16 protein-coding genes are annotated in these 20,252 nt (G+C 61.4%); 9 read left to right on the top strand and 7 right to left on the bottom strand.

Annotation, left to right across the window (positions count from 1 at the left end; translation table 11 throughout):
* Positions 1-98: 98 nt before the first annotated feature.
* Positions 99-1,115 carry a DUF4917 family protein gene (locus A7D21_RS21495; protein WP_069552646.1) on the top strand — a complete coding sequence of 339 codons (1,017 nt, stop codon included), beginning with the start codon at positions 99-101 and terminating at the stop codon, positions 1,113-1,115.
* Between the two features lie 53 nt (positions 1,116-1,168).
* Here A7D21_RS21495 and A7D21_RS21490 read toward each other — a convergent pair whose 3' ends face one another.
* A complete protein-coding gene (locus A7D21_RS21490) occupies positions 1,169-1,696 on the bottom strand; it encodes a helix-turn-helix domain-containing protein (RefSeq protein ID WP_069552645.1) in 528 nt (175 codons plus the stop codon).
* Positions 1,697-1,855: 159 nt separating this feature from the next.
* Between A7D21_RS21490 and A7D21_RS21485 the strand changes: the two genes are divergently transcribed.
* From A7D21_RS21485 to A7D21_RS21460, 6 genes are all read left to right on the top strand, one after another.
* Positions 1,856-2,638 carry an aldolase gene (locus A7D21_RS21485; protein WP_053254850.1) on the top strand — a complete coding sequence of 261 codons (783 nt, stop codon included), beginning with the start codon at positions 1,856-1,858 and terminating at the stop codon, positions 2,636-2,638.
* Between the two features lie 27 nt (positions 2,639-2,665).
* Positions 2,666-3,538 (top strand): dihydrodipicolinate synthase family protein, encoded by an 873-nt coding sequence (locus A7D21_RS21480; RefSeq protein ID WP_069552644.1) that lies wholly within the window; start codon positions 2,666-2,668, stop codon positions 3,536-3,538.
* A 197-nt stretch (positions 3,539-3,735) separates the two neighbouring features.
* Positions 3,736-4,275 (top strand): RNA polymerase sigma factor, encoded by a 540-nt coding sequence (locus tag A7D21_RS21475; protein WP_053254848.1) that lies wholly within the window; start codon positions 3,736-3,738, stop codon positions 4,273-4,275.
* Positions 4,272-5,240, top strand: a complete 969-nt coding sequence (locus A7D21_RS21470; RefSeq protein ID WP_053254847.1) for a FecR domain-containing protein — start codon at positions 4,272-4,274, stop codon at positions 5,238-5,240. The genes A7D21_RS21475 and A7D21_RS21470 overlap by 4 nt, the downstream gene beginning before the upstream one ends.
* A gap of 124 nt (positions 5,241-5,364) precedes the next feature.
* Positions 5,365-7,923 (top strand): TonB-dependent receptor, encoded by a 2,559-nt coding sequence (locus tag A7D21_RS21465; RefSeq protein ID WP_069552643.1) that lies wholly within the window; start codon positions 5,365-5,367, stop codon positions 7,921-7,923.
* 230 nt (positions 7,924-8,153) lie between these two features.
* Entirely contained in the window at positions 8,154-9,053 is a 900-nt protein-coding gene (locus A7D21_RS21460; RefSeq protein WP_069552642.1) for a DMT family transporter, read from the top strand.
* Between the two features lie 120 nt (positions 9,054-9,173).
* Here the strand turns inward: A7D21_RS21460 and A7D21_RS21455 are convergent, their stop codons facing one another.
* The 4 genes from A7D21_RS21455 to A7D21_RS21440 form a co-directional block, all read right to left on the bottom strand.
* Positions 9,174-10,391: an SAM-dependent methyltransferase gene (locus A7D21_RS21455; RefSeq protein WP_069552641.1), complete on the bottom strand. Its 1,218-nt coding sequence runs from the start codon at positions 10,389-10,391 to the stop codon at positions 9,174-9,176.
* 245 nt (positions 10,392-10,636) lie between these two features.
* Positions 10,637-11,254 (bottom strand): TPM domain-containing protein, encoded by a 618-nt coding sequence (locus A7D21_RS21450; RefSeq protein ID WP_053254843.1) that lies wholly within the window; start codon positions 11,252-11,254, stop codon positions 10,637-10,639.
* Between the two features lie 49 nt (positions 11,255-11,303).
* Positions 11,304-12,035: a YgcG family protein gene (locus A7D21_RS21445; protein WP_053254842.1), complete on the bottom strand. Its 732-nt coding sequence runs from the start codon at positions 12,033-12,035 to the stop codon at positions 11,304-11,306.
* 18 nt (positions 12,036-12,053) lie between these two features.
* Entirely contained in the window at positions 12,054-12,665 is a 612-nt protein-coding gene (locus tag A7D21_RS21440) for a LemA family protein (protein WP_069552640.1), read from the bottom strand.
* A 242-nt stretch (positions 12,666-12,907) separates the two neighbouring features.
* Between A7D21_RS21440 and bglX the strand changes: the two genes are divergently transcribed.
* Positions 12,908-15,199 carry a beta-glucosidase BglX gene (gene bglX / locus A7D21_RS21435; RefSeq protein ID WP_053254840.1) on the top strand — a complete coding sequence of 764 codons (2,292 nt, stop codon included), beginning with the start codon at positions 12,908-12,910 and terminating at the stop codon, positions 15,197-15,199.
* Positions 15,200-15,361: 162 nt separating this feature from the next.
* Positions 15,362-18,412 (top strand): S8 family serine peptidase, encoded by a 3,051-nt coding sequence (locus A7D21_RS21430; RefSeq protein WP_069552639.1) that lies wholly within the window; start codon positions 15,362-15,364, stop codon positions 18,410-18,412.
* A gap of 30 nt (positions 18,413-18,442) precedes the next feature.
* Here the strand turns inward: A7D21_RS21430 and A7D21_RS21425 are convergent, their stop codons facing one another.
* Positions 18,443-19,600 (bottom strand): phosphatidylserine/phosphatidylglycerophosphate/cardiolipin synthase family protein, encoded by a 1,158-nt coding sequence (locus tag A7D21_RS21425; protein ID WP_069552638.1) that lies wholly within the window; start codon positions 19,598-19,600, stop codon positions 18,443-18,445.
* A 1-nt stretch (position 19,601) separates the two neighbouring features.
* Positions 19,602-20,183, bottom strand: coding sequence for a YceI family protein (locus A7D21_RS21420; RefSeq protein ID WP_069552637.1), 582 nt, complete (start codon positions 20,181-20,183; stop codon positions 19,602-19,604).
* Positions 20,184-20,252 lie beyond the last annotated feature (69 nt).

Below are 20,252 nucleotides of genomic sequence, written 5' to 3'. Positions count from 1 at the left end.
TACAGGATCAACCTCACTTGCCTGCGGCATCTTGACCAAGATCAACTCCGGCTCGTGATAAAGTCACCACCCAGCCGATTTCGAGTAGACCCGCCGCAATGAAGGATTTCCAGGATATTGACGCCCACCTTGAAGACTGGAGCGCGCTGCGCAGCAGCGTGGACTTCAATGGGATTCTGATCGGCAACGGCGCCAGCCGGGCCATTTGGGAAGACTTTGCCTACGACTCGCTGTTTGAAAACGCACGCACCGTCGAGGAAAAACCCCTGAGCGCATCCGAGCTGAGTGTGTTTGACGCCCTGCAAACCCGCAGTTTCGAGCAAGCACTGGGCGCATTGAAAACCACCAGCCGGGTCAACAAGGCCCTGGCGGTCAGCTCGGCCGCGCCGCGCAATCGCTACTATGCGATCAAGGAAGCGTTGATCAACACCATCCACGCCGTGCACATTCCGTGGCGCCTGGTGCAGCCGTCGACGCTGGCGACGATCAACGCGGAGCTGGCCCGCTACGCCAGCGTGTTCACCAGTAACTACGACTTGCTCAACTACTGGGCGATCCTGCACACCCCGGGCATTGATGACCTGTTCCGCAGCGCCGACGCCAGCTTCGACCTGCGCAACACGCACACCGACGCCACGCGGATCCTCTACCTGCATGGCGGCCTGCACCTGGTGCGCAACCTCGACGGCACGGCGCGCAAACTGCCGTCCACCGACAGCACCTTGCTCAGCAGCTTTGCGATCAACAACACGATCAAGACCCTGGACGATGTGCCGCTGTTTGTCAGCGAAGGCAACGTGGAAGAGAAGCTCAAGACCATCCGCAGCTCGGACTATCTGTCGTTCTGTTATGAGCAACTGCTCAGCCATGAGGGCGCACTGTGCATCTTCGGCCATGATTTGGGGCCGCAGGATACACACCTGGTGGATGCGCTGCGCCAGGCCAAGCTGACCACCCTGGCGATTTCGGTATCGGGGCGCAGCGACGGGTTTATTCGTCAGCAGAAACGCCGGTATGCGGCGTTGTTTGAGGGCAGCGGTGTGGCGCTGAAGTTTTTTGCGGCGCGCACGCATCCGCTGGGTAATTCGGCGCTCTCGGTGCCGGTCGAGCGCTGATCACCTGAACAAAGCAGCTCCCACATTAATTGCATTTCAACTAGTGATCGCAGTCATTCCTCAGCGCTGTGCACCACCACCAACAACTGCGCCTGCACCTCCCCTACCGAGCGAAGCCGGTGAGGCTTTTGCGCGTTGAAGTGCAGCGCGTCACCCCGCTCCAGAATCACCCGCTCGTTCATGAAATCCACTTCCACCCGGCCTTCATGCACGAACAGAAACTCCTCTCCCACATGCTCCTTGAACGTCTTGTCGGTGAACTCCGTCGGCGGGTAGATGATGAACGGCAGCAGGCTGCGCTCACTGACCTGATGGGCGAGCACCGCATAACCCGGCGCGGTGTCCGGCCGCTCATGGCTGCGCACCAGGCTGTAGCTGTCGAGGCTGACGCTGTCTTCGCTGAACAGTTCTTCGACCTTCACGTTCAAGGCTTTGGCCAGTTTCAGCGCGGCGGCAATCGACGGCGTGTTGAGCCCGCGCTCGACTTTCGACAGGTAACTCTTGGTCATCCCGGACTTTTCGGCCAAGGACTCCAAGGTTACCCCAAGTTTTTTTCTCAATAATTTCAAACGGATAGACATTTGATGCAGTTAATCCATGCAGAAAAGCGAGAGCTGCGCTTGCCAATGACACAATGTGTCATATAGCATCTTTAGTGTCATTTGCATTCACCCAACAGCCTTGCTCGCGCTGGAGACCCGCAAATCCGACGTCCATTGAACCACCCAAAGGACACCGATATGGCCAAGACATTAGCACTCCCCAAAGAACAACTGGTCAAGCAAGCGCTGATCCAGATGCAAAATTCCCTGGCGGATAATACGTGGACCGACCGGCAAAAGCTGGCGCTCACCTGTCGCATCCTGTTCGAACATGGCCACGACTCCGGCCTGGCCGGGCAGATCACCGCGCGAGGCCCCACGCCTGGCACTTATTACACCCAGCCACTGGGCCTGGGGTTTGACGAAATCACCGCCGGCAACCTGTTGCTGGTCAATGAGGACCTGGACGTCCTGGAAGGCCACGGCATCCCCAACCCGGCTAACCGTTTTCACACCTGGGTGTACCGTGGGCGGCCGGATGTGAACTGCATCATCCATACGCACCCCACCCATATTGCCGCGCTGTCGATGTTGGAGGTACCGCTGCAGGTGTCGCACATGGACCTTTGCCCGCTGTACGAAGACTGCGCTTTCTTGGAAGCCTGGCCGGGCGTGCCGGTGGGCAATGAAGAAGGGCAAATCATCACCACGGCGCTGGGCGACAAACGCGCGATTTTGCTCTCGCATCATGGCCAACTGGCCACCGGGGCGAGCATCGAAGAAGCCTGCGTGATCGCGCAGTTGATTGAGCGCGCGGCCAAGTTGCAGTTGCTGGCGATGGCCGCGGGCACGATCAAGCCGATCCTGCCGGCGCTGGGCCGCGAGGCCCATGCCTGGATCTCCAAGCCCAAGCGCCACGGCGCCGCGTTCAATTACTACGCCCGCCAGAGCCTGCGCCAACACGCCGACTGCTTGAACTGATTGCCCTTTTTTGACTGGAGACTTCCCATGCCCACACCCGCTATTCACGGCATCATCGGATACACCATCACGCCGTTCAGCGCCGACGGCCAACGCATTGACCTCGACGCCCTGGGCCGCTCCATCGACCGTTTGATCGACAGCGGCGTGCATGCCATCGCGCCCTTGGGCAGTACCGGCGAGGGCGCCTACTTGAGCGACGCCGAGTGGGATGAAGTGAGTGCCTACAGCCTGGCGAAAATCGCCAGGCGCGTACCGACTATCGTCAGTGTGTCCGACCTGACCACCGCCAAGGCCGTGCGTCGCGCCCGTTACGCCGAGGCCAATGGCGCCGATGTGGTGATGGTACTGCCGACCTCGTACTGGAAACTCAGCGAAGCAGAAATCCTCGCCCACTATGCCGCGATTGGCGAGAGCGTCGGCGTGCCGATCATGCTCTATAACAACCCGGCCACCAGCGGCACGGACATGTCGGTGGAGCTGATTCTGCGCATCGTCCAGCACGTCGAAAACGTGAGCATGGTTAAGGAAAGCACTGGGGATATTCAGCGCATGCACCAGTTGCATCGGCACAGTGACGTACCGTTTTACAACGGCTGCAACCCGCTGGCCCTGGAAGCCTTTGCGGCGGGCGCAAAAGGATGGTGCACGGCGGCGCCGAACCTGATCGCGCCGCTCAACCTGGCGTTGTACGAGGCGGTGTTGGCCAATGATCTGAGCAAGGCGCGCGAACTGTTCTACCGCCAGTTGCCGCTGCTGGAATTCATCCTCAAGGGTGGGTTGCCGGCGACGATCAAGGCCGGGTTGCGTTTGACCGGGTTGGACGCGGGTGATCCAAGGTTGCCGGTGTTCCCCTTGGGTGCAGCGGGGGTCGAGCAGCTTAGGACATTACTGCGATAGAGCCGTGGCCTCCTGTGGGAGCTGGCTGGCCTGCGATAGCATCTCCTCGGTTTAGCTGACAAATCGTGGTGCCTGCATCGCAGGCCAGCCAGCTCCCACATTTTGACCGAGTTCATTCATTACACAGCGACAAATGACAATAATTCTCGATATCATTCATGGCTTATCTACGTCGTACTTCGTCAAGAAGGATAGCCATGTCTCGTCCCAAGCCCGATCCGTTGTCGGTCGATGCCTTTCGCAGGTTCTATGCAGATATTCTGTATTTCCTGCGCAAACGCACGGACAACGCCAGCGACGCGGCGGACATGACCCAGGATGTCTTCACCCAGTGGCTGGACTACCGCGACCGCGCCAAGGTCGAGCAGCCACGGGCATTTCTGTTCCAGATGGCGCGCAACCTGCTGCGCGATCACTGGCGTAAACAGAAGGTACGGCACATCGCCTACGCTGACCCGGCCGATCCCCACGCCGAGCCGCTCACCGATGAACAAAACGACCCGATGGCCGCCGCGCAGCGCCTGCAACGCCTGGAACAGTTGAAAGAAGTCCTCGCCGAACTCTCGCCCCGCAGGCGAGAAGCCCTTATGCTGCATCGCTTCGAAGGCCTGAGTCAGGCGCAGATCGCTGAGCGCATGGGCATTTCGACCAGCATGGTCGAAAAGCACATCGCTTTCGCCCTGCTGCATTGCAAGCGACGTCTTCACATTGACCCCGGCACGGAGCAGCCAGAATGAACCGCTTGAGCGACATCGACGCCCTGGACATCGAAGCGAGCGACTCCATCGATGCCCAAGCCGCCAGCTGGTTCGCGCGCAACCGCAATGACCCGGCGCGTGCCGACCGCAAAGCCTTCGCCGCCTGGCAGGCCGAGCCTGCCCATGCCCGCGCCTATGCCGAATTCGAGCAACTGTGGGCCGACCTCGCCCAGTTGCAGCAACTGAACCAACCCGTGCCACTGCCCACGCGCAAACCCTCGTTCTGGCGCCCCGCCCTCGCCACCGCGGCAGCGCTGGTCTGCGCAGTGCTGACCAGCCACATCGGCGCGCCTCGTGAGCTCTACCACAGCCAAATCGCCGGGCACGCCAAAGGCATGCGCACGCTCAACCTGCCCGATGGCAGCACGCTGTATGTAAATGCCAACACCCACCTGCGGGTGGATTTCAACGCCCATCAACGCATCCTGCATCTGGACAAGGGCCAGCTGTACATCGAGGTCGCGGCCGACAAGGAACGGCCGTTGTACGTGCAAGCCGGCGCAGCCAACGTGCGGGTGGTCGGCACCGGGTTTGATGTGCGGCGCAGCCAGCAGCAACTGGTGATCAGTGTCGCCCATGGCCAGGTCGCCTTCGAAGCGGACGCCAAAAGCCCCGTCACCGTGCTCGGTGCGCAGCAACGCGCGACTTACAGTTACGCCAAAGGCACTGTTCAACAGCAAACCCTTACCGGCGAAGAAGTCGCCGATTGGCGCAGCGGGCACCTCTCATTTCGCAATCGCGACCTGGCCAGCCTCATTGACGAGTTGAGCCTCTACCGGCCCCAGGCACCGTTACAGGTCAGCAAAGCCGTGGCGCAACTGAAGGTCTCGGGCAATCTGGATGTGAATGACCCGGACGCTCTGCTCAATGCCCTGCCTGCCCTGCTGCCGGTCAAGGCCGTGGCGTCGGCCGACGGCATCTTAAGAATCGAGCCGACCCAGTAGGGCTCGCACCCATTTGAGAATATTTTGCATTCGCAGGTGTGGATTTTTTGGCCTGCGCCGTCTTCCTCCCGACTGTGCTTGATACGCACACCTTTTTGGCTAGTTAGCCGCCCCGGGGGATTCCATGTTTCGCGCGCCTTGCCACGCTTTGCACCTGTTTCTTCGACCGTCCGTTATTGCCAGCTGCCTGGCGTTCAGCCTCAGTGCGCAGGCCGAGACATTCACGCTGCAACTGCCCGCCCAGTCGCTGGCCACCTCGCTGAGCCAAGTGGCGCAGCAAGCGAAAATCCAGCTGCTGTTCGATGAAGCGCTGCTCAAGAACGCGCAGGCACCGGCACTCAACGGTGCGTTCACCGCGGAAGTGGCGATTCGCACCCTGCTGAAAAACAGCGAGTTCAGCCTGATCAGAGTCGGCACCACTTACATCGTGCGCCCCGCCGAAGACAAAACCCGCTACAGCGGCGCGATCCAGCTCGACGCCCTCAGCGTGATAGGCACCGGTAACGACGTCGACGCGAGCACCGTCAACCGCTCGACCCTGACCCAGGCCGACATTGACCGCTACCAGTCCAATAACATCCCCAGCCTGTTGCAGACCTTGCCCGGCGTGAGCCAGGGCGGTTCGTTGAAACCCGGTGGCCAGACCATCAACATCCGCGGCTTCGGTGATGCCGAAGACGTACCGCTGACCGTCGACGGCGCCACCAAGAGCGGCTTCGAGCGCTACCAGCAAGGCACCGTGTTTATCGAGCCGGAGTTGATCAAAAGCATCGAGGTCGAAAAAGGCCCCAACTCGCCGTTCACCGGCAACGGCGGGTTTGGCGGCACGGTCAACATGACCACCAAGGACGCGCCGGACCTGCTCCAGGACGGTCGCAACAGCGGCGCCATGCTCAAATATGGCTACTCCAGCAATGACCACGAACAGGTCTACAGCAGTGCCGTGTATGGCCGCACCGACGACGGTCGTTTTGACGCGCTGGCTTACCTGACCCAACGCGACGGCGGTGATATGAAAGTGGCCGGCAAGTTGCCCAACGACAACAACGAGTACCCGGTCAACCCTCAGCGCCTGCCCAACAGCGCCCAGGATGTGGACGGCAAACTGTTCAAGGTCAACGCGCACTTCACCGATGAGCACAGCGTAGGCCTGTCCTACTCGCGGTCCCACAGCAATCGCTGGACACCCTTCTCCGCTGCCAGCTACCCGACGCCGCCGACCCAGGCCAACATCGACCGTTACGGCTACGAAGGTGCGTTGAAGCGCTTTTTAGCCCACCGCGACACCGTCGACACCACCTGGTCGGGCAAGTACGAATACACGCCGCTGGATAACCCGCTGGTGGACCTGACCGTCAAGTATTCGCAGTCCAACACCGACCAGACCGACGAGCGCGACGCCAGCGCGTTTTTCCAACTGGCCAGCGGCGGGCGCAAGATGGACACTGCCTACACCGACAAGCACCTCGACATCCGCAACGTCAGCCTGTTCGACAGCGGGCCGTTGCAGCACGCGCTGACCGTCGGCGGGCAGGTTCGCAGGCACAGCCGCGAAACCGAGATGTGGATGCCTGGCGCCACGTACAACACCGCGCGCTATCACTATGGGCATTTCCAGCCAGGCTTCATGCCCCACGGCAAGGTCGATACCCACAGCGTCTTTGTGCAGGATGCGGTGACCGTCGGCGAGGTGACCGTAACTCCCTCCCTGCGCTACGACCACGTGCGTAACCGTGGCGAAGGCAACGATGCGCCGTACTACAACAACCCCGACCCAGCCTTCGGCCACGACTACAGCGACCGCACCTACACCGGCTGGTCACCGCGCCTGGCGCTGTTCTGGAACGTCACCCCGCACCTTGGGCTGTTCGCCAACTGGAGCAAAACCTGGCGCGCACCGGTCATCGACGAACAGTACGAAGTGCAAGGCCTGGGCAGCCGCACGGCCACCAGCGTTGACCTCGACCCCGAGCGCATCACGTCGATCACCCTGGGCAGTGTCGTCAGCTTCGATAACGTGCTTGCCCAGGACGACAACCTGCAAGTGCGCACCACCGTGTTCCACAACAAAGTCGAAGACGAAATTTTCAAAGCCACCGGCGTCGGCTGCCAGAACCAGGCCATCAATGGCGGCACGATTTCCAGCGCCTGCCCAGCGGGGGCAATGCCCAACTACCGCAACATCGGCGGCCTGACCATCAAGGGCTTCGAGCTCGAATCGTTCTACAACTCCACCTACCTGTTCGGCTCGGTGTCGTTCGCCTACGCCAAAGGCGAACACCAGGGCGCCTACACCAACCCGTGGGGCTCGGACGTGCCGGCACGTGACATTCCACCGACCAAATGGGTGCTGGTACTGGGCACCCACATTCCAGCCTGGGATGCTCAGGTGGGCTGGATGGGCCAGTTCATCGGCGCGACCCATCGCTTGCCGAGTGACAAATATTCCGGCGGCCCCGGCAGCAGTTTGGGCGACCTGTTCTACGACCAGTACGGCAACAAGGCCTACAACACCCAAGGCCTGTTCGCCAAATGGAAACCGCAACAGGCTTACCTCAAAGGCACCGAAGTGAATGTCACCGTCGACAACCTGTTCAACAGTAACTTCCGCCCGGCCCTGAGCGGCGACCGTGCCTACACCAAAGGCCGCGATGCGAAGATCAGCATTACGCGGTTCTTCTAATAGACCGGGCTGACGCCCTCGCAGGCAAGCCAGCTCGCACAGCAGCTTTCGGTCTGCCAGGCCGTAGCGGTCCAACCCGGGAGCCGGGCTGACCCGCAACGGCGGCGCGCCCGCCTGCGGTGAGAGTGGAACTGTACGGATCAATCTGCGACCAGCTGTAGGCCCGCGTTTGGCGGGGGTTGTGGCTAGATGGGCGTTCCTTGAAGCCCTCCAGATTCTGGTCCCGACTCATGAGTTCGCGCGAAAACACCGGCATGGCCCTCGGCTTGCTGGGCGTCATCATCTTCAGCCTGACCCTGCCCTTCACGCGCATCGTGGTGCAGGAAATCCACCCGTTGCTCAACGGCCTGGGTCGCGCGTTGTTCGCGGCGGTGCCGGCGGCGGCGCTGTTGCTGTGGCGCCGTGAGCGCTGGCCGACCTGGCGCCAGGTACGCGGGTTGTGCCTGGTCATCGCCGGCGTGATTCTCGGTTTCCCGGTGCTGTCGGCCTGGGCCATGCAAACCTTGCCGGCGTCCCATGGCGCGCTGGTCAACGGCCTGCAACCGCTGTGCGTGGCGCTGTATGCGGCGTGGCTGTCCCATGAGCGGCCGTCGAAAGCCTTCTGGGCCTGCGCGGCGTTGGGCAGTGCGTTGGTGTTGAGTTACGCGTTGATCACCGGCGCCGGCAGTATCCAGGCCGGTGATTTGTTAATGCTCGGCGCAATTGCCGTGGGCGGCCTGGGTTATGCCGAAGGTGGCCGGCTGGCCAAAGAGATGGGTGGCTGGCAGGTGATCTGCTGGGCACTGGTGCTGTCGACGCCGGTGTTGATCGGCCCGGTGTGGTACCTGGCGGCGCAGCACCAAGGCGCAATTTCCATGCGCACCTGGTGGGCGTTTGGCTATGTGTCGCTGTTCTCGCAGTTCCTGGGGTTTTTTGCCTGGTACGCCGGGCTGGCCATGGGCGGCATTGCACGGGTCAGCCAGATTCAGCTGTTACAGATTTTCTTCACCATCGCGTTTTCGGCGTTGTTCTTTGGTGAACATATCGAGCCGATTACCTGGGTGTTTGCCTGCGGGGTGATCGTGACGGTGATGCTCGGGCGCAAGACGGCGGTGCAGCCTGCCCCCCTTCCCAAGCCGAACGCTATTTAATGTGAAAGCAGGCCTGTGTAGGAGCTGGCTTGCCTGCGATGCAGGCAACTCGGTCTGTCAGAAAACCGAGGCGATGCCATCGCGGGCAAGCCCGGCTCCCACATTTGATTTGCAGCGTTCTCAGCTCAAATAACCCTCCGCGCGCAGCAAGGTTTCCAGGCAGTGTTCGCTGATCTGGTAGAACGCCTTCAGCGCCTGGATTTTTTCCAGCAACTGCGCGTTGTCGATCGGCTCCGTGCGTTTGACCGCCAGGATCATCTTGTTCTTGTTGGTGTGCTCCAACGAGATGAACTCGAACACCTTGGTCTCATAACCGCAGGCTTCGAGGTACAACGCACGCAGGCTGTCGGTGACCATTTCCGCCTGTTGGCCCAGGTGCAGGCCGTATTGCAGCATCGGCTTGAGCAGCACCGGGCTCTGGATTTGCAGACGAATCTGTTTGTGGCAGCACGGCGAGCACATGATGATCGACGCGCCGGAGCGGATGCCGGTGTGGATCGCGTAATCGGTGGCGATGTCGCAGGCATGCAGGGCGATCATCACGTCCAGTTCGCTCGGCGCGACGCTGCGCACATCCCCGCATTTGAACACCAGCCCCGGGTGTTCCAGGCGCGCAGCGGCGGTGTTGCACAGGGTCACCATGTCTTCGCGCAGCTCGACACCCGTCACTTCGCCCTCGGCCTTGAGGGTGTTGCGCAGGTAATCGTGGATAGCGAAGGTCAGGTAGCCCTTGCCCGAACCAAAGTCGGCAACACGCACCGGCCGGTCCAGTTTCAACGGTGACGAGGTCAGCGCATGGCTGAACACTTCGATGAATTTATTGATCTGCTTCCACTTGCGCGACATCGACGGGATCAGCGCCTGCTTGGCGTCGGTGACGCCCAGGTCCGCGAGGAACGGCCGTGTCAGGTCCAGGAAGCGATTTTTCTCGCGGTTATGCTCTGCGGACGGCGCCTCACGCAGTTGCTGCGGCTTGCTCTTGAACAGCGAGCTTTTGTTCTTCTTGCTGTACTCCAACTGGGCTTCATCCGTCAGCGACAGCAAGTGCGCGTTCTTGAATGACGCCGGCAACAACGCAGCAATCGCCGCCACGCCGTCCGCCAGCGGGAAGTTCTTGGTGATGTCGCGGGTTTTGTAGCGGTAGACGAAGGACAGGCACGGCTGTTCCTTGACCGTCACGGGCTTGATGATCAGCCGCTGCAACTCGGCTTCCTCACCGACGTACTTGGCCAGCACCAGCTTGATAAAGGCCTGCTGCGCGAGGCTTGCGCTCAGCAGTTCGATGAACTGGGCGTGATGATCCGGCGCAGGGCTGGCAGGTTGAGCGGTGACGGACATGAACAAAAACGCCTCGGGCTGGGAATGCCGGGCATTTTAGGGGGGATAGGCGTTGAGGGCACGGGGTTATTTGATCAACGGTCACTCAGCCGCCGCAAATCAAATGTGAGAGCTGCTTTGTGTGGGAACTGGCTTGCCTGCGATGCTGGCACCGCGGTCCATCAGGCAAACCGAGGTGAGGCCATCGCGGGCAAGCCCGACTCCCACAGAAAAGCGGCTAGCCCTTACGTTCAGCGGTGTTTGGGTTACTCCAGCACGATCAGCCGGTTGGGCAGTTCATTACGCGTCTGCGTCACCGGCACATGCACCTTGAGCAACTCGCCACAGGCTTCAATGCAGGCGATAAACCCCGCCAGCGTTTGCCCGTGTTTCACCTGCTGGGTAAACGCCTTGACGATGCCATCCCAACTGCTGTTATCCAGGCGTTTGGAAATCCCCTCGTCCACCAGGATTTCCACATACCGCTCCGCCTCGCAGACAAAAATCAGCACGCCGGTGCCGCCCAGCGTGTGGTGCAGGTTCTGCTCCAGAAACTGCCGGCGTGCCAGGTTCGACGCGCGCCAATGGCGTACCGAACGCGGGATCAAGCGGGTGGTGACCTTGGGCAAGCGAAACACCAGGCACAGCACAATAAACGTCGCCCACTGCGCCAACAGCAAGGTGTACATGGTCAGGTAGCCCGACAAGTAATGCACCACGCCAGGCACCACCAACGCAATCAGGCTGGCCCATAGCAGCGGGATGTAAGCGTAATCGTCGGCGCGGGCCGCCAGCACGGTGACCAGTTCGGCGTCGGTGGTTTTTTCAACCCGGGCGATCGCTTCGGCGACTTGGCGCTGCTCGTGTTCAGTCAGTAATGCCATGGTTGTAGTTGCTCTTTTCTAGTTATTGTCATTACCCGCCGCACCTTCATTACCAGCCACCAGAGGCACCGCCGCCGCCGAAACCACCGCCGCCGCCTCGGAAGCCACCGCCGCCGCCACCCCCGCCACCACCGCCGCGGCCACTGCTGCTGAGGATCGCCAGCAGGATAGCGCCAACCGGCAGGCCCAGGCGATTGCACAGCCATAACACGCCGATCAGCAGGATAAACAAGCCGATGGAAAAGCCCGGATTATCCTTGGCGAAATTCGCATCCGCCACATGCGCCGGCACCGCCAGCGGTTCACCGCCCACCACTTGCACCATGGCCGCCACGCCGTCACTGATGCCCTGGCTGTAATTGCCGGCCTTGAACTTGGGCGTAATCACCTGGTTGATGATCACCCATGACTGCGCATCGGTCAGCACACCTTCGAGGCCATAGCCGACCTCGATGCGCAATTTGTGCTCATCACGGGCAACGATCAACAGTGCGCCGTTGTCCTTGCCCTTCTGGCCGATGCCCCACTGGCGACCCAATTGGTAACCGTAGTCCTCAATCGGCACGCCTTGCAGGTCGGGCACGGTGACCACCACGAGCTGGTCGCCAGACGTTTGTTCCAGCGCCTGCAACTGCTGGGTAATCTGCGCGCGCGTTGCCGGGTCGATCATCTGCGCGGCGTCCACCACCCGCCCGGTCAATGCCGGAAAGGTCAGCGCCGCCTGGGCGACACCGACGCACGCCAGCAACCACAGCGCCAAGCCTGTCCGTAATAAACGCATCGACACCTCAGAGAAGCCTTATTTGAACTTCACTTGCGGCGCTTTATCGGCGTCGGCACTGGTCGCTTCAAACGTGGCGCGGATCGGCAGGTCGCTGTACATCACGCTATGCCACAGGCGACCCGGGAAGGTGCGAATCTCGGTGTTGTAGGCCTGCACCGCCTGGATAAAGTCGCGGCGGGCCACGGCGATACGGTTTTCGGTGCCTTCAAGCTGGGATTGCAGCGCCAGGAAGTTCTGGTTCGCCTTCAGGTCCGGGTAACGCTCGGACACCACCATCAAACGGCTGAGGGCACCGCTCAGGCCATCCTGGGCTTGCTGGAATTGCTTGAGTTTTTCCGGGTTGTCGAGGGTGCTGGCGTCCACCTGGATCGACGTGGCCTTGGCCCGCGCCTCAATCACCGCGGTGAGCGTGTCTTGTTCATGGGCGGCGTAGCCCTTGACCACTTCCACCAGGTTAGGGATCAGGTCGGCCCGGCGTTGGTATTGGTTCTGCACCTGGCCCCAGGCGGCTTTGGCCTGTTCGTCCAGGGTGGGAATGGTGTTGATGCCGCAACCGCTCAGCACGCTGCTGATCAGTAGCAGAGCCGCGGCCTTGAAGCCCCAGCGGTAAGCGTGTGCTGCTTGCATGATGTTTCTCCTGGCCAAACTGGATGGATTGTGACGACTAACCCTATACACCGCGCGCTTGGGGCATAATCCGCCACCACTGGATTGCGTCGAGCCAATCAGCTAAAAAGATGCCCAGCGCGAATAAGAGTTCACAAGTGTCGTGCATTTACTGCAATAACACTCGAACAACAACATAGGTTCCCCCACATTTTGGCAGAACAGCGCGATTGTGCTGTGCAGTGAGCCGAAAAAGGATATTCATGAAAAAGCTGTGTTTGCTCGGCCTTGTTGCCACTCTGGCCAGTCACCCCGTGTGGGCAGAAACAAAGCCTGCTGCGCTTAAAGACAAGGACGCCTTTGTCAGCGACCTGCTCAAGCAGATGACCCTGGATGAAAAGATCGGCCAATTGCGCCTGATCAGCATAGGCCCTGAAATGCCCCGCGAGCTGATCCGCAAGGAAATCGCCGCCGGCCGCATCGGTGGCACCTTCAACTCGATCACCCGCCCGGAAAACCGTCCGATGCAGGACGCGGCCATGCACAGCCGGTTGAAGATCCCGATGTTCTTCGCCTATGACGTGATCCACGGCCATCGCACCATCTTCCCGATCAGCCTGGCCCTGGCCTCCAGCTGGGACATGGACGCCATCGGCCGCTCCGGGCGCATCGCCGCCCAGGAAGCCGCCGCCGACAGCCTCGACATCACCTTTGCGCCCATGGTCGATATCTCCCGCGACCCGCGCTGGGGCCGTACGTCCGAAGGTTTCGGCGAAGACACCTATCTGGTCTCGCGCATTGCCGAAGTGATGGTCAAGGCCTTCCAGGGCGTAAGCCCCGCGAATGCCGACAGCATCATGGCCAGCGTCAAGCACTTCGCCCTGTACGGCGCGGTGGAAGGCGGTCGCGACTACAACGTGGTCGACATGAGCCCGGTCAAGATGTACCAGGACTACCTGCCGCCCTACCACGCAGCCATCAAGGCCGGTGCCGGCGGTGTGATGGTGGCGTTGAATTCGATCAACGGCGTACCCGCCACGGCCAACACCTGGCTGATGAACGACCTGCTGCGCAAAGACTGGGGCTTCAAAGGCCTGGCCGTCAGTGACCACGGCGCGATCTTCGAGCTGATCAAGCACGGCGTGGCCAAAGACGGGCGTGAAGCCGCCAAGCTGGCGATCAAGGCCGGCATCGACATGAGCATGAACGACTCGCTGTACGGCAAGGAATTACCCGGCCTGCTGAAGTCTGGCGAGATCGAACAAAGCGACATCGACAACGCCGTGCGTGAAGTACTCGGCGCCAAGTACGACATGGGCCTGTTCAAAGACCCGTACCTGCGTATCGGCAAGGCCGAGGATGACCCGGTCGACACCTATGCCGACAGCCGCCTGCACCGCAGCGATGCCCGCGACATCGCACGCCGCAGCCTGGTTTTGCTGAAAAACCAGAACAATACCCTGCCGCTGAAAAAATCCGCGACCATCGCCCTGGTCGGCCCGTTGGCCAAGGCCCCCATCGACATGATGGGCAGCTGGGCCGCTGCCGGTAAGCCGGAACAATCGGTGACCCTGCTCGACGGCATGAACGCCGTGATCGGCGAAAAAGGCAAAGTGATCTACGCCCGTGGTGCCAACATCACTAACGACAAGGCCGTGGTCGACTACCTCAACTTCCTCAACTTCGATGCACCGGAAGTGGTGGATGACACCCGCTCCCCGCAGGCAATGATCGACGAAGCGGTGAACGCCGCGAAAGACGCCGACGTGGTGGTGGCTGCCGTGGGCGAGTCGCGTGGCATGTCCCACGAATCCTCCAGCCGCACCGACCTGAACATCCCGCAGAGCCAGCGCGACCTGATCAAGGCACTCAAAGCCACGGGCAAACCGCTGGTGCTGGTGCTGATGAACGGTCGCCCACTGTCGATTCTGCAAGAGAACCAGCAAGCCGACGCGATCCTGGAAACCTGGTTCGCCGGCACCGAAGGTGGCAACGCGATTGCTGACGTGCTGTTCGGTGATTACAACCCGTCGGGCAAGCTGCCGATCACCTTCCCACGCTCGGTGGGGCAGATTCCGACGTACTACAACCACCTGAGCATCGGCCGGCCGTTCACCCCAGGCAAGCCGGGCAACTACACCTCGCAATACTTCGATGACGTCACCGGGCCCCTGTTCCCGTTTGGTTATGGCCTGAGCTACACCACGTTCAGCTTGGCGGACATGGCGCTGTCCTCCACCACCTTGAATAAAACCGGCAAGCTCGACGCCAGCGTCACGCTGAAAAACACCGGCAAGGTCGACGGCGAAACCGTGGTGCAGCTGTATATCCAGGACGTGGCCGGCTCGATGATCCGGCCGGTGAAAGAGCTGAAGAACTTCCAGAAGGTCATGCTCAAGGCCGGTGAAGAGCGCACGCTGCACTTCACCATCACCGAGGATGACCTGAAGTTCTATAACACCCAACTCAAGTTCGCCGCGGAACCGGGCCAGTTCAATGTGCAGATTGGGCTCGACTCCCAGGATGTACAGCAGCAGACGTTCGAGTTGTTGTAACCGTTGCAGCCCCCTCTTTTTAAAGAGGGGGCTTGCTCGCGTCCCCGTCTCGGTCAGTAAAAACCTAAGTTTCACTCCCCCCTAACAGTCGAGTCCTACATCCAGCCCCCTGCTCACTCGCACACCCTGTCCGCCCAATATTAATGTGCAGGTGTGTGAGCCATGTCGCCCACGAAAAACGCCCGAGCGGCAATCAAAAAAGTGCCCGTTCAATGTTCCTTCAAGCAAAACCTGCTGGCCCTTTGTGTACTGGGCTGCCTGTCAGGCAGATCGGTTGAGGCGGCGAGCTATGTCGAACAAGGCCGACTGCACGACGCCGCCAGTTGGCGCAGTGAGGAGTTCAAGCGTAACTGGGGGTTGGGCGCGGTCGGCGCGGACTTCGCTTATGCGCGAGGGTTGAATGGCGCCGGGGTGCACATAGGCGTTTACGACGCTGGCGTCGACCTGCGCCATGGCGAGTTTGCCGGGAAGGCAAATGTCGGTGTGCTGATGGCTGACACCGGTTGCATGAGTGGGACCGTGCTGGAGCGAGGCTGCTTCTACAGCGAAGGCGATCGCGCCGCAGTCACCGTTATCGACTCATTGCCACCCGAAGCATTGGCAGGCCTTGAAGAAGCGGTGGCCGATGGCAACCTCACCCGAGAGCAACTGGACGAATATCTCGGATTTGTTGGCACGACTTACGACGCGCATGGCACCCACGTTGCCGGTACCGCACTCGCCAACCGGGATGGCTCCGGGGTTCATGGTGTGGCGTACGCGGCCAACGTGAGTGCCGTGCGTAAGTTCGGTAATACCTATCTGGGCGGTCCGATTGCCATAACAGATGTGTTGAGGCTTTCCCTGCCGACAGCGGCAGCGGTCGACGCCGCCTACGCCCAATTGCACAAGCAGAATGTGCGTGTCGTGAATAACAGTTGGGGGAGCGCATTTTCGCCGGCGAATGCCGCAGAGCTGGACACGGCATTAAGCGAAACGCAAACCCCGGTTTATTCAGAACTCAAGGCCATCGCAGACAACGCTATCAAGTACGGGATCCTGCAAGTGTGGTCAGCGGGCAACCTCAGCACCGCCAACGCGTCGCCTCAAGCAGCGCCAACCGCCGGGCTGCATCCCAGCCTGCCACGTGCCATTGCAGAACTGGAGCCTTACTGGTTGACCGTCGTCAACTTAACGAAAGAGCTGACCTTGAGCGATTCCTCCAAGCGCTGCGGCTTCAGCAAGGACTGGTGCCTGGCGGCGCCCGGAACGGATATCAACTCGTCCTGGGTCAGCGGTTCGATAGAGACCGAAAACCACTATGGCCCGGACGGTGCAGTCACCGGTTTTACTGTGACCGGCGATAACCCCGAGTTGGGTTATGCGTTGAGTTCCGGCAGCTCCATGGCCGCCCCCCACGTCAGCGGTGGCCTGGCACTGCTGATGGAGCGTTTCCCCTACCTCGACAACCCGCAAATCCGCGACGTGCTGCTCACCACCGCCACCGACCTCGGCGAGCCGGGTGTGGACGACGTCTACGGCTGGGGCCTGATCAACCTCAAAAAAGCCATCGACGGCCCCGGCCAACTGCGGGTCGACACCGCGGTGAACATGGACCGCCCTGCCGGCGGCGCAGTCGTCTGGCAAGGCGGCGCCTGGGACGATTGGCGCAACGATATCAGCGGCCCGGGCCGCCTGGAAAAAACCGGCATCGGCTGGCTGCGCCTGAGCGGTAATAACAGCTTCGCCGGCGCCACGCTCAAGGAAGGCATTCTGGAACTGGACGGCACCAACGCCCTCAAGGGCGACGTCAAGGTCGACGGCGGTGTTCTGCGCCTGAACGGTTCACTGGCCGTCGAAGGCGACTATCAACACGCCGCCGGCTCAACCCTGATGACCGGGCTGGCAGCCCCGGCCGATCCGGCAAAACTGCACGTCAGTCACCAGGCGACCCTCAACGGCGGCTCGCTGTACCTGAGCGCGCAACCCAATAACGACTACCTGGGTCAGCGTTACAACATCCTCCAGGCCCAAGGTGGGTTGAATGGCGAATTCGCCTCGATCGACCGCCGCGAGTTCTCGCCCTTCCTGAGTGTTTCCCAGGTCAAGGAAGGCAACACGTTACAGGTGGAGTTCGGCCGTGGTCAGTCACTGGCGTCGGCAGCAAACACACCCAACCAGCGCGCCGTCGCCAATGCCGCCGACGCTGAAACCCTGCCGTCCGCGTTGCTGCAACGCCTGACAGCGTTGTTTCCCGAGCAGGCACCTTCAGCCCTGGACACGTTGAGCGGTGAGCTGCACGCCAGTACCCAAGCGGCGTTGATCGAGAACAGCCGCGTGCTGCGTCAGGCGGCCCTTGACCGCCAGCGTGGCACGCCAGGCGGCATCGCGCGGCCCGATGAGTTGAAGCAGGGTGCCTGGGTGCAACTGCCTCGCCAGTCCGGCCAACTCGCCGGCGATGGCAACACCGCCCGCACGTCCCACAGCAGCACGGGCCTGCTGGTGGGGTTCGATCACACCCTGGAGCAAGGCACACGACTGGGTGTGGTGACTGGCAGCAGTCAAACCGAGGTGAAGGCCGGAGCACGCGGCAAGGCGAACGTCGATACCTACCAGGTGGGCCTGCATATTGGCCACAACTGGGACGCTTTTGGCCTCTATGGCGGCATCGCCTATGCGCAGCATGAGATCCAGACCAAACGCCGCGTCAGCTTCCCAGGCCTCGACAATCGCCTGTCCGCCCAGTACGCAAGCCGCACCGTGCAGACGTTTGCCGAGGCTAACTACGCCTTCAACCATGGTGCCTGGAATTGGCAGCCGTACCTGCAAGTGGCCAATGTGCAGCAGCGCAGCGAAGGCTTCAACGAGCGCGGCGGTATTGCCGCACTGAAGGGCAAACGCTCGCAGGAACACGTCAACCTGACCACCGGTGGCGTGCGGTTCAACCTGGACTTGGGCAAGGCGCAAGTCGGCCCGTCATGGTTGAGCCTGCGGGGTGGCCTGGCCTACACCCATGCCAGCGGCGATCTGCAACCCAGCACCCAGGCGGCCTGGGACGGCGGGCGCGTGATGAGCGTCAGCGGCGCGCCACTGGATCGCCTCAGCACCCGGCTGGAACTGGGCGCCACCGCGCGCCTGACACGCGACAGCGCACTGGACCTGAGCTTCAACCGGCAACACGGTGAGCGCACACGCGACCAAAGCCTCACGGCGCAGTATTCACTGCAGTTTTAAGCCGCGTTGGCGGTAACAGGCGGGGGTGAATTACCCCCGCCGATCCAACAGATTCACCACCAACCGATCAATCCATCCCCACAGCCGCTGCTTCACGCGCCGCCATAACGGCCGCGCCTTCCACGCCTCCAGACTCACCGCCTGGCTCTGGGCAAAATCGCGCTCGAAACTGCCCGCCACGGCCAGCGTCAACTCAGGGTCCAGTGCCTCCAGGTTGGCTTCCAGATTGAAGCGCAAGTTCCAATGGTCGAAATTGCACGAACCGATGCTTACCCAATCATCCACCAGCACCATTTTGAGGTGCAAAAAGCACGGCTGGTATTCAAAGATCTGCACACCCGCGCGCAACAAGCGCGGGTAATAACGGTGCCCGGCGTAACGTACGGAGGGGTGATCGGTGCGCGGACCGGTGAGCAGCAAACGCACATCCACACCGCGTCCGGCCGCACGGCGCAACGCACGGCGCACGCCCCAAGTCGGCAGAAAATACGGGGTCGCCAGCCAGACCCGTCGCTGGCTTTTGTTCAATGCGCGAATCAGCGACTGCAAAATATCGCGGTGCTGGCGGGCGTCGGCATAGGCCACGCGGCCAAGACCCGGCCCGGCCGCAGGCACCTTGGGCAGGCGCGGCAAACCAAAGTGGGTGGAGGGCTTCCACGCGCGGCGCGCCACATTGGCGTGCCATTGACGTTCGAACAGGGCTTGCCAGTCCAGCACCAGCGGGCCGCTGATTTGCACCATCACTTCATGCCACTCGGCGGTGTCTTGCCCCGGCGTCCAGAACTCATCCGTGACGCCCGTACCGCCGACCAGCGCGATACTCTGGTCGATCAGCAACAGTTTGCGGTGGTCGCGGTACAGGTTGCGCACCCAACCCCGCCAGCTCAAACGATTGTAAAAGCGCAGCTCCACGCCCGCGTCGGTCAGGCGTTTGCGCAGCCCCAGCGTAAACGCCAGACTGCCGTAATCATCAAACAGGCAACGCACGCCCACGCCGCGTTCGGCGGCCAGCACCAACGCCTGCACCATGGCGTCGGCGCATGCACCGGCTTCCACCAGGTACAACTCCAATTCGACCTGCCGCTCGGCGCGGGCAATGCCCACCAGCATCTGCGGGAAGAAATTCGGCCCGTCGACCAGCAACTCGAACCGGTTGGCGCTGCGCCACGGAAACACTGCGCCGCTCATCTCAGCGCGCCGTAAAGATCAGTACCGCACCCACCGGCACCGACAAACTGATCGACTTAAGCCCCGCCGCCTTACGCAACGCCGCCACGCCCGGCGCCAGCTCGAAATCCTCGGCATGCAACACCACCGGCTCCAGGGTTACCACCTGGAAACGCCGGTCATCCAGGCGGGTGGCCAACAACTCGGCGCTGTAGGTCTGGGTCTTGCCATGCAGGGTGACGCTCAGAGGCAGGCGCAATTCCACTTGCGCGCCGGGGGCCAGGTCATTAATCGGTTGCAGGTTGATCTGCGCGCGGATCAACGCTTCAGGGAAGGTTTTGATCTGGAACAGCTCATTGCGCATACGCTCATCGCGCAGCGGGATGCCGCTGTTGATCGACTCGAGCTCCACTTCCACTTGCGCTGCGCCCTGGCTGTCGACTTTGCCGTGCAATACCAAAAAGCGCTGCACTTCAGCGATTTCGGTATTTTTGGTGGTCACGAACGACAGCCGTGAGGATTCGTTATCCAGGTACCAATCGGCGTGGGCAGGCAGGGCTGCACAGGTCAGCAGCGTGAAAGCCAAAGGTTTGGCATTGAACATAAAGACTCATGGGGAAAAAAACCTGGACGAACCTTAAGCGCAATGTCACAAACGGCGCAAATCCAATGT

The organism is Pseudomonas sp. AP19 (assembly GCF_001728855.1).
Taxonomy (GTDB): Bacteria; Pseudomonadota; Gammaproteobacteria; order Pseudomonadales; family Pseudomonadaceae; genus Aquipseudomonas; species Aquipseudomonas fluorescens.
This window is presented reverse-complemented; position numbering and strand designations above follow the sequence as displayed.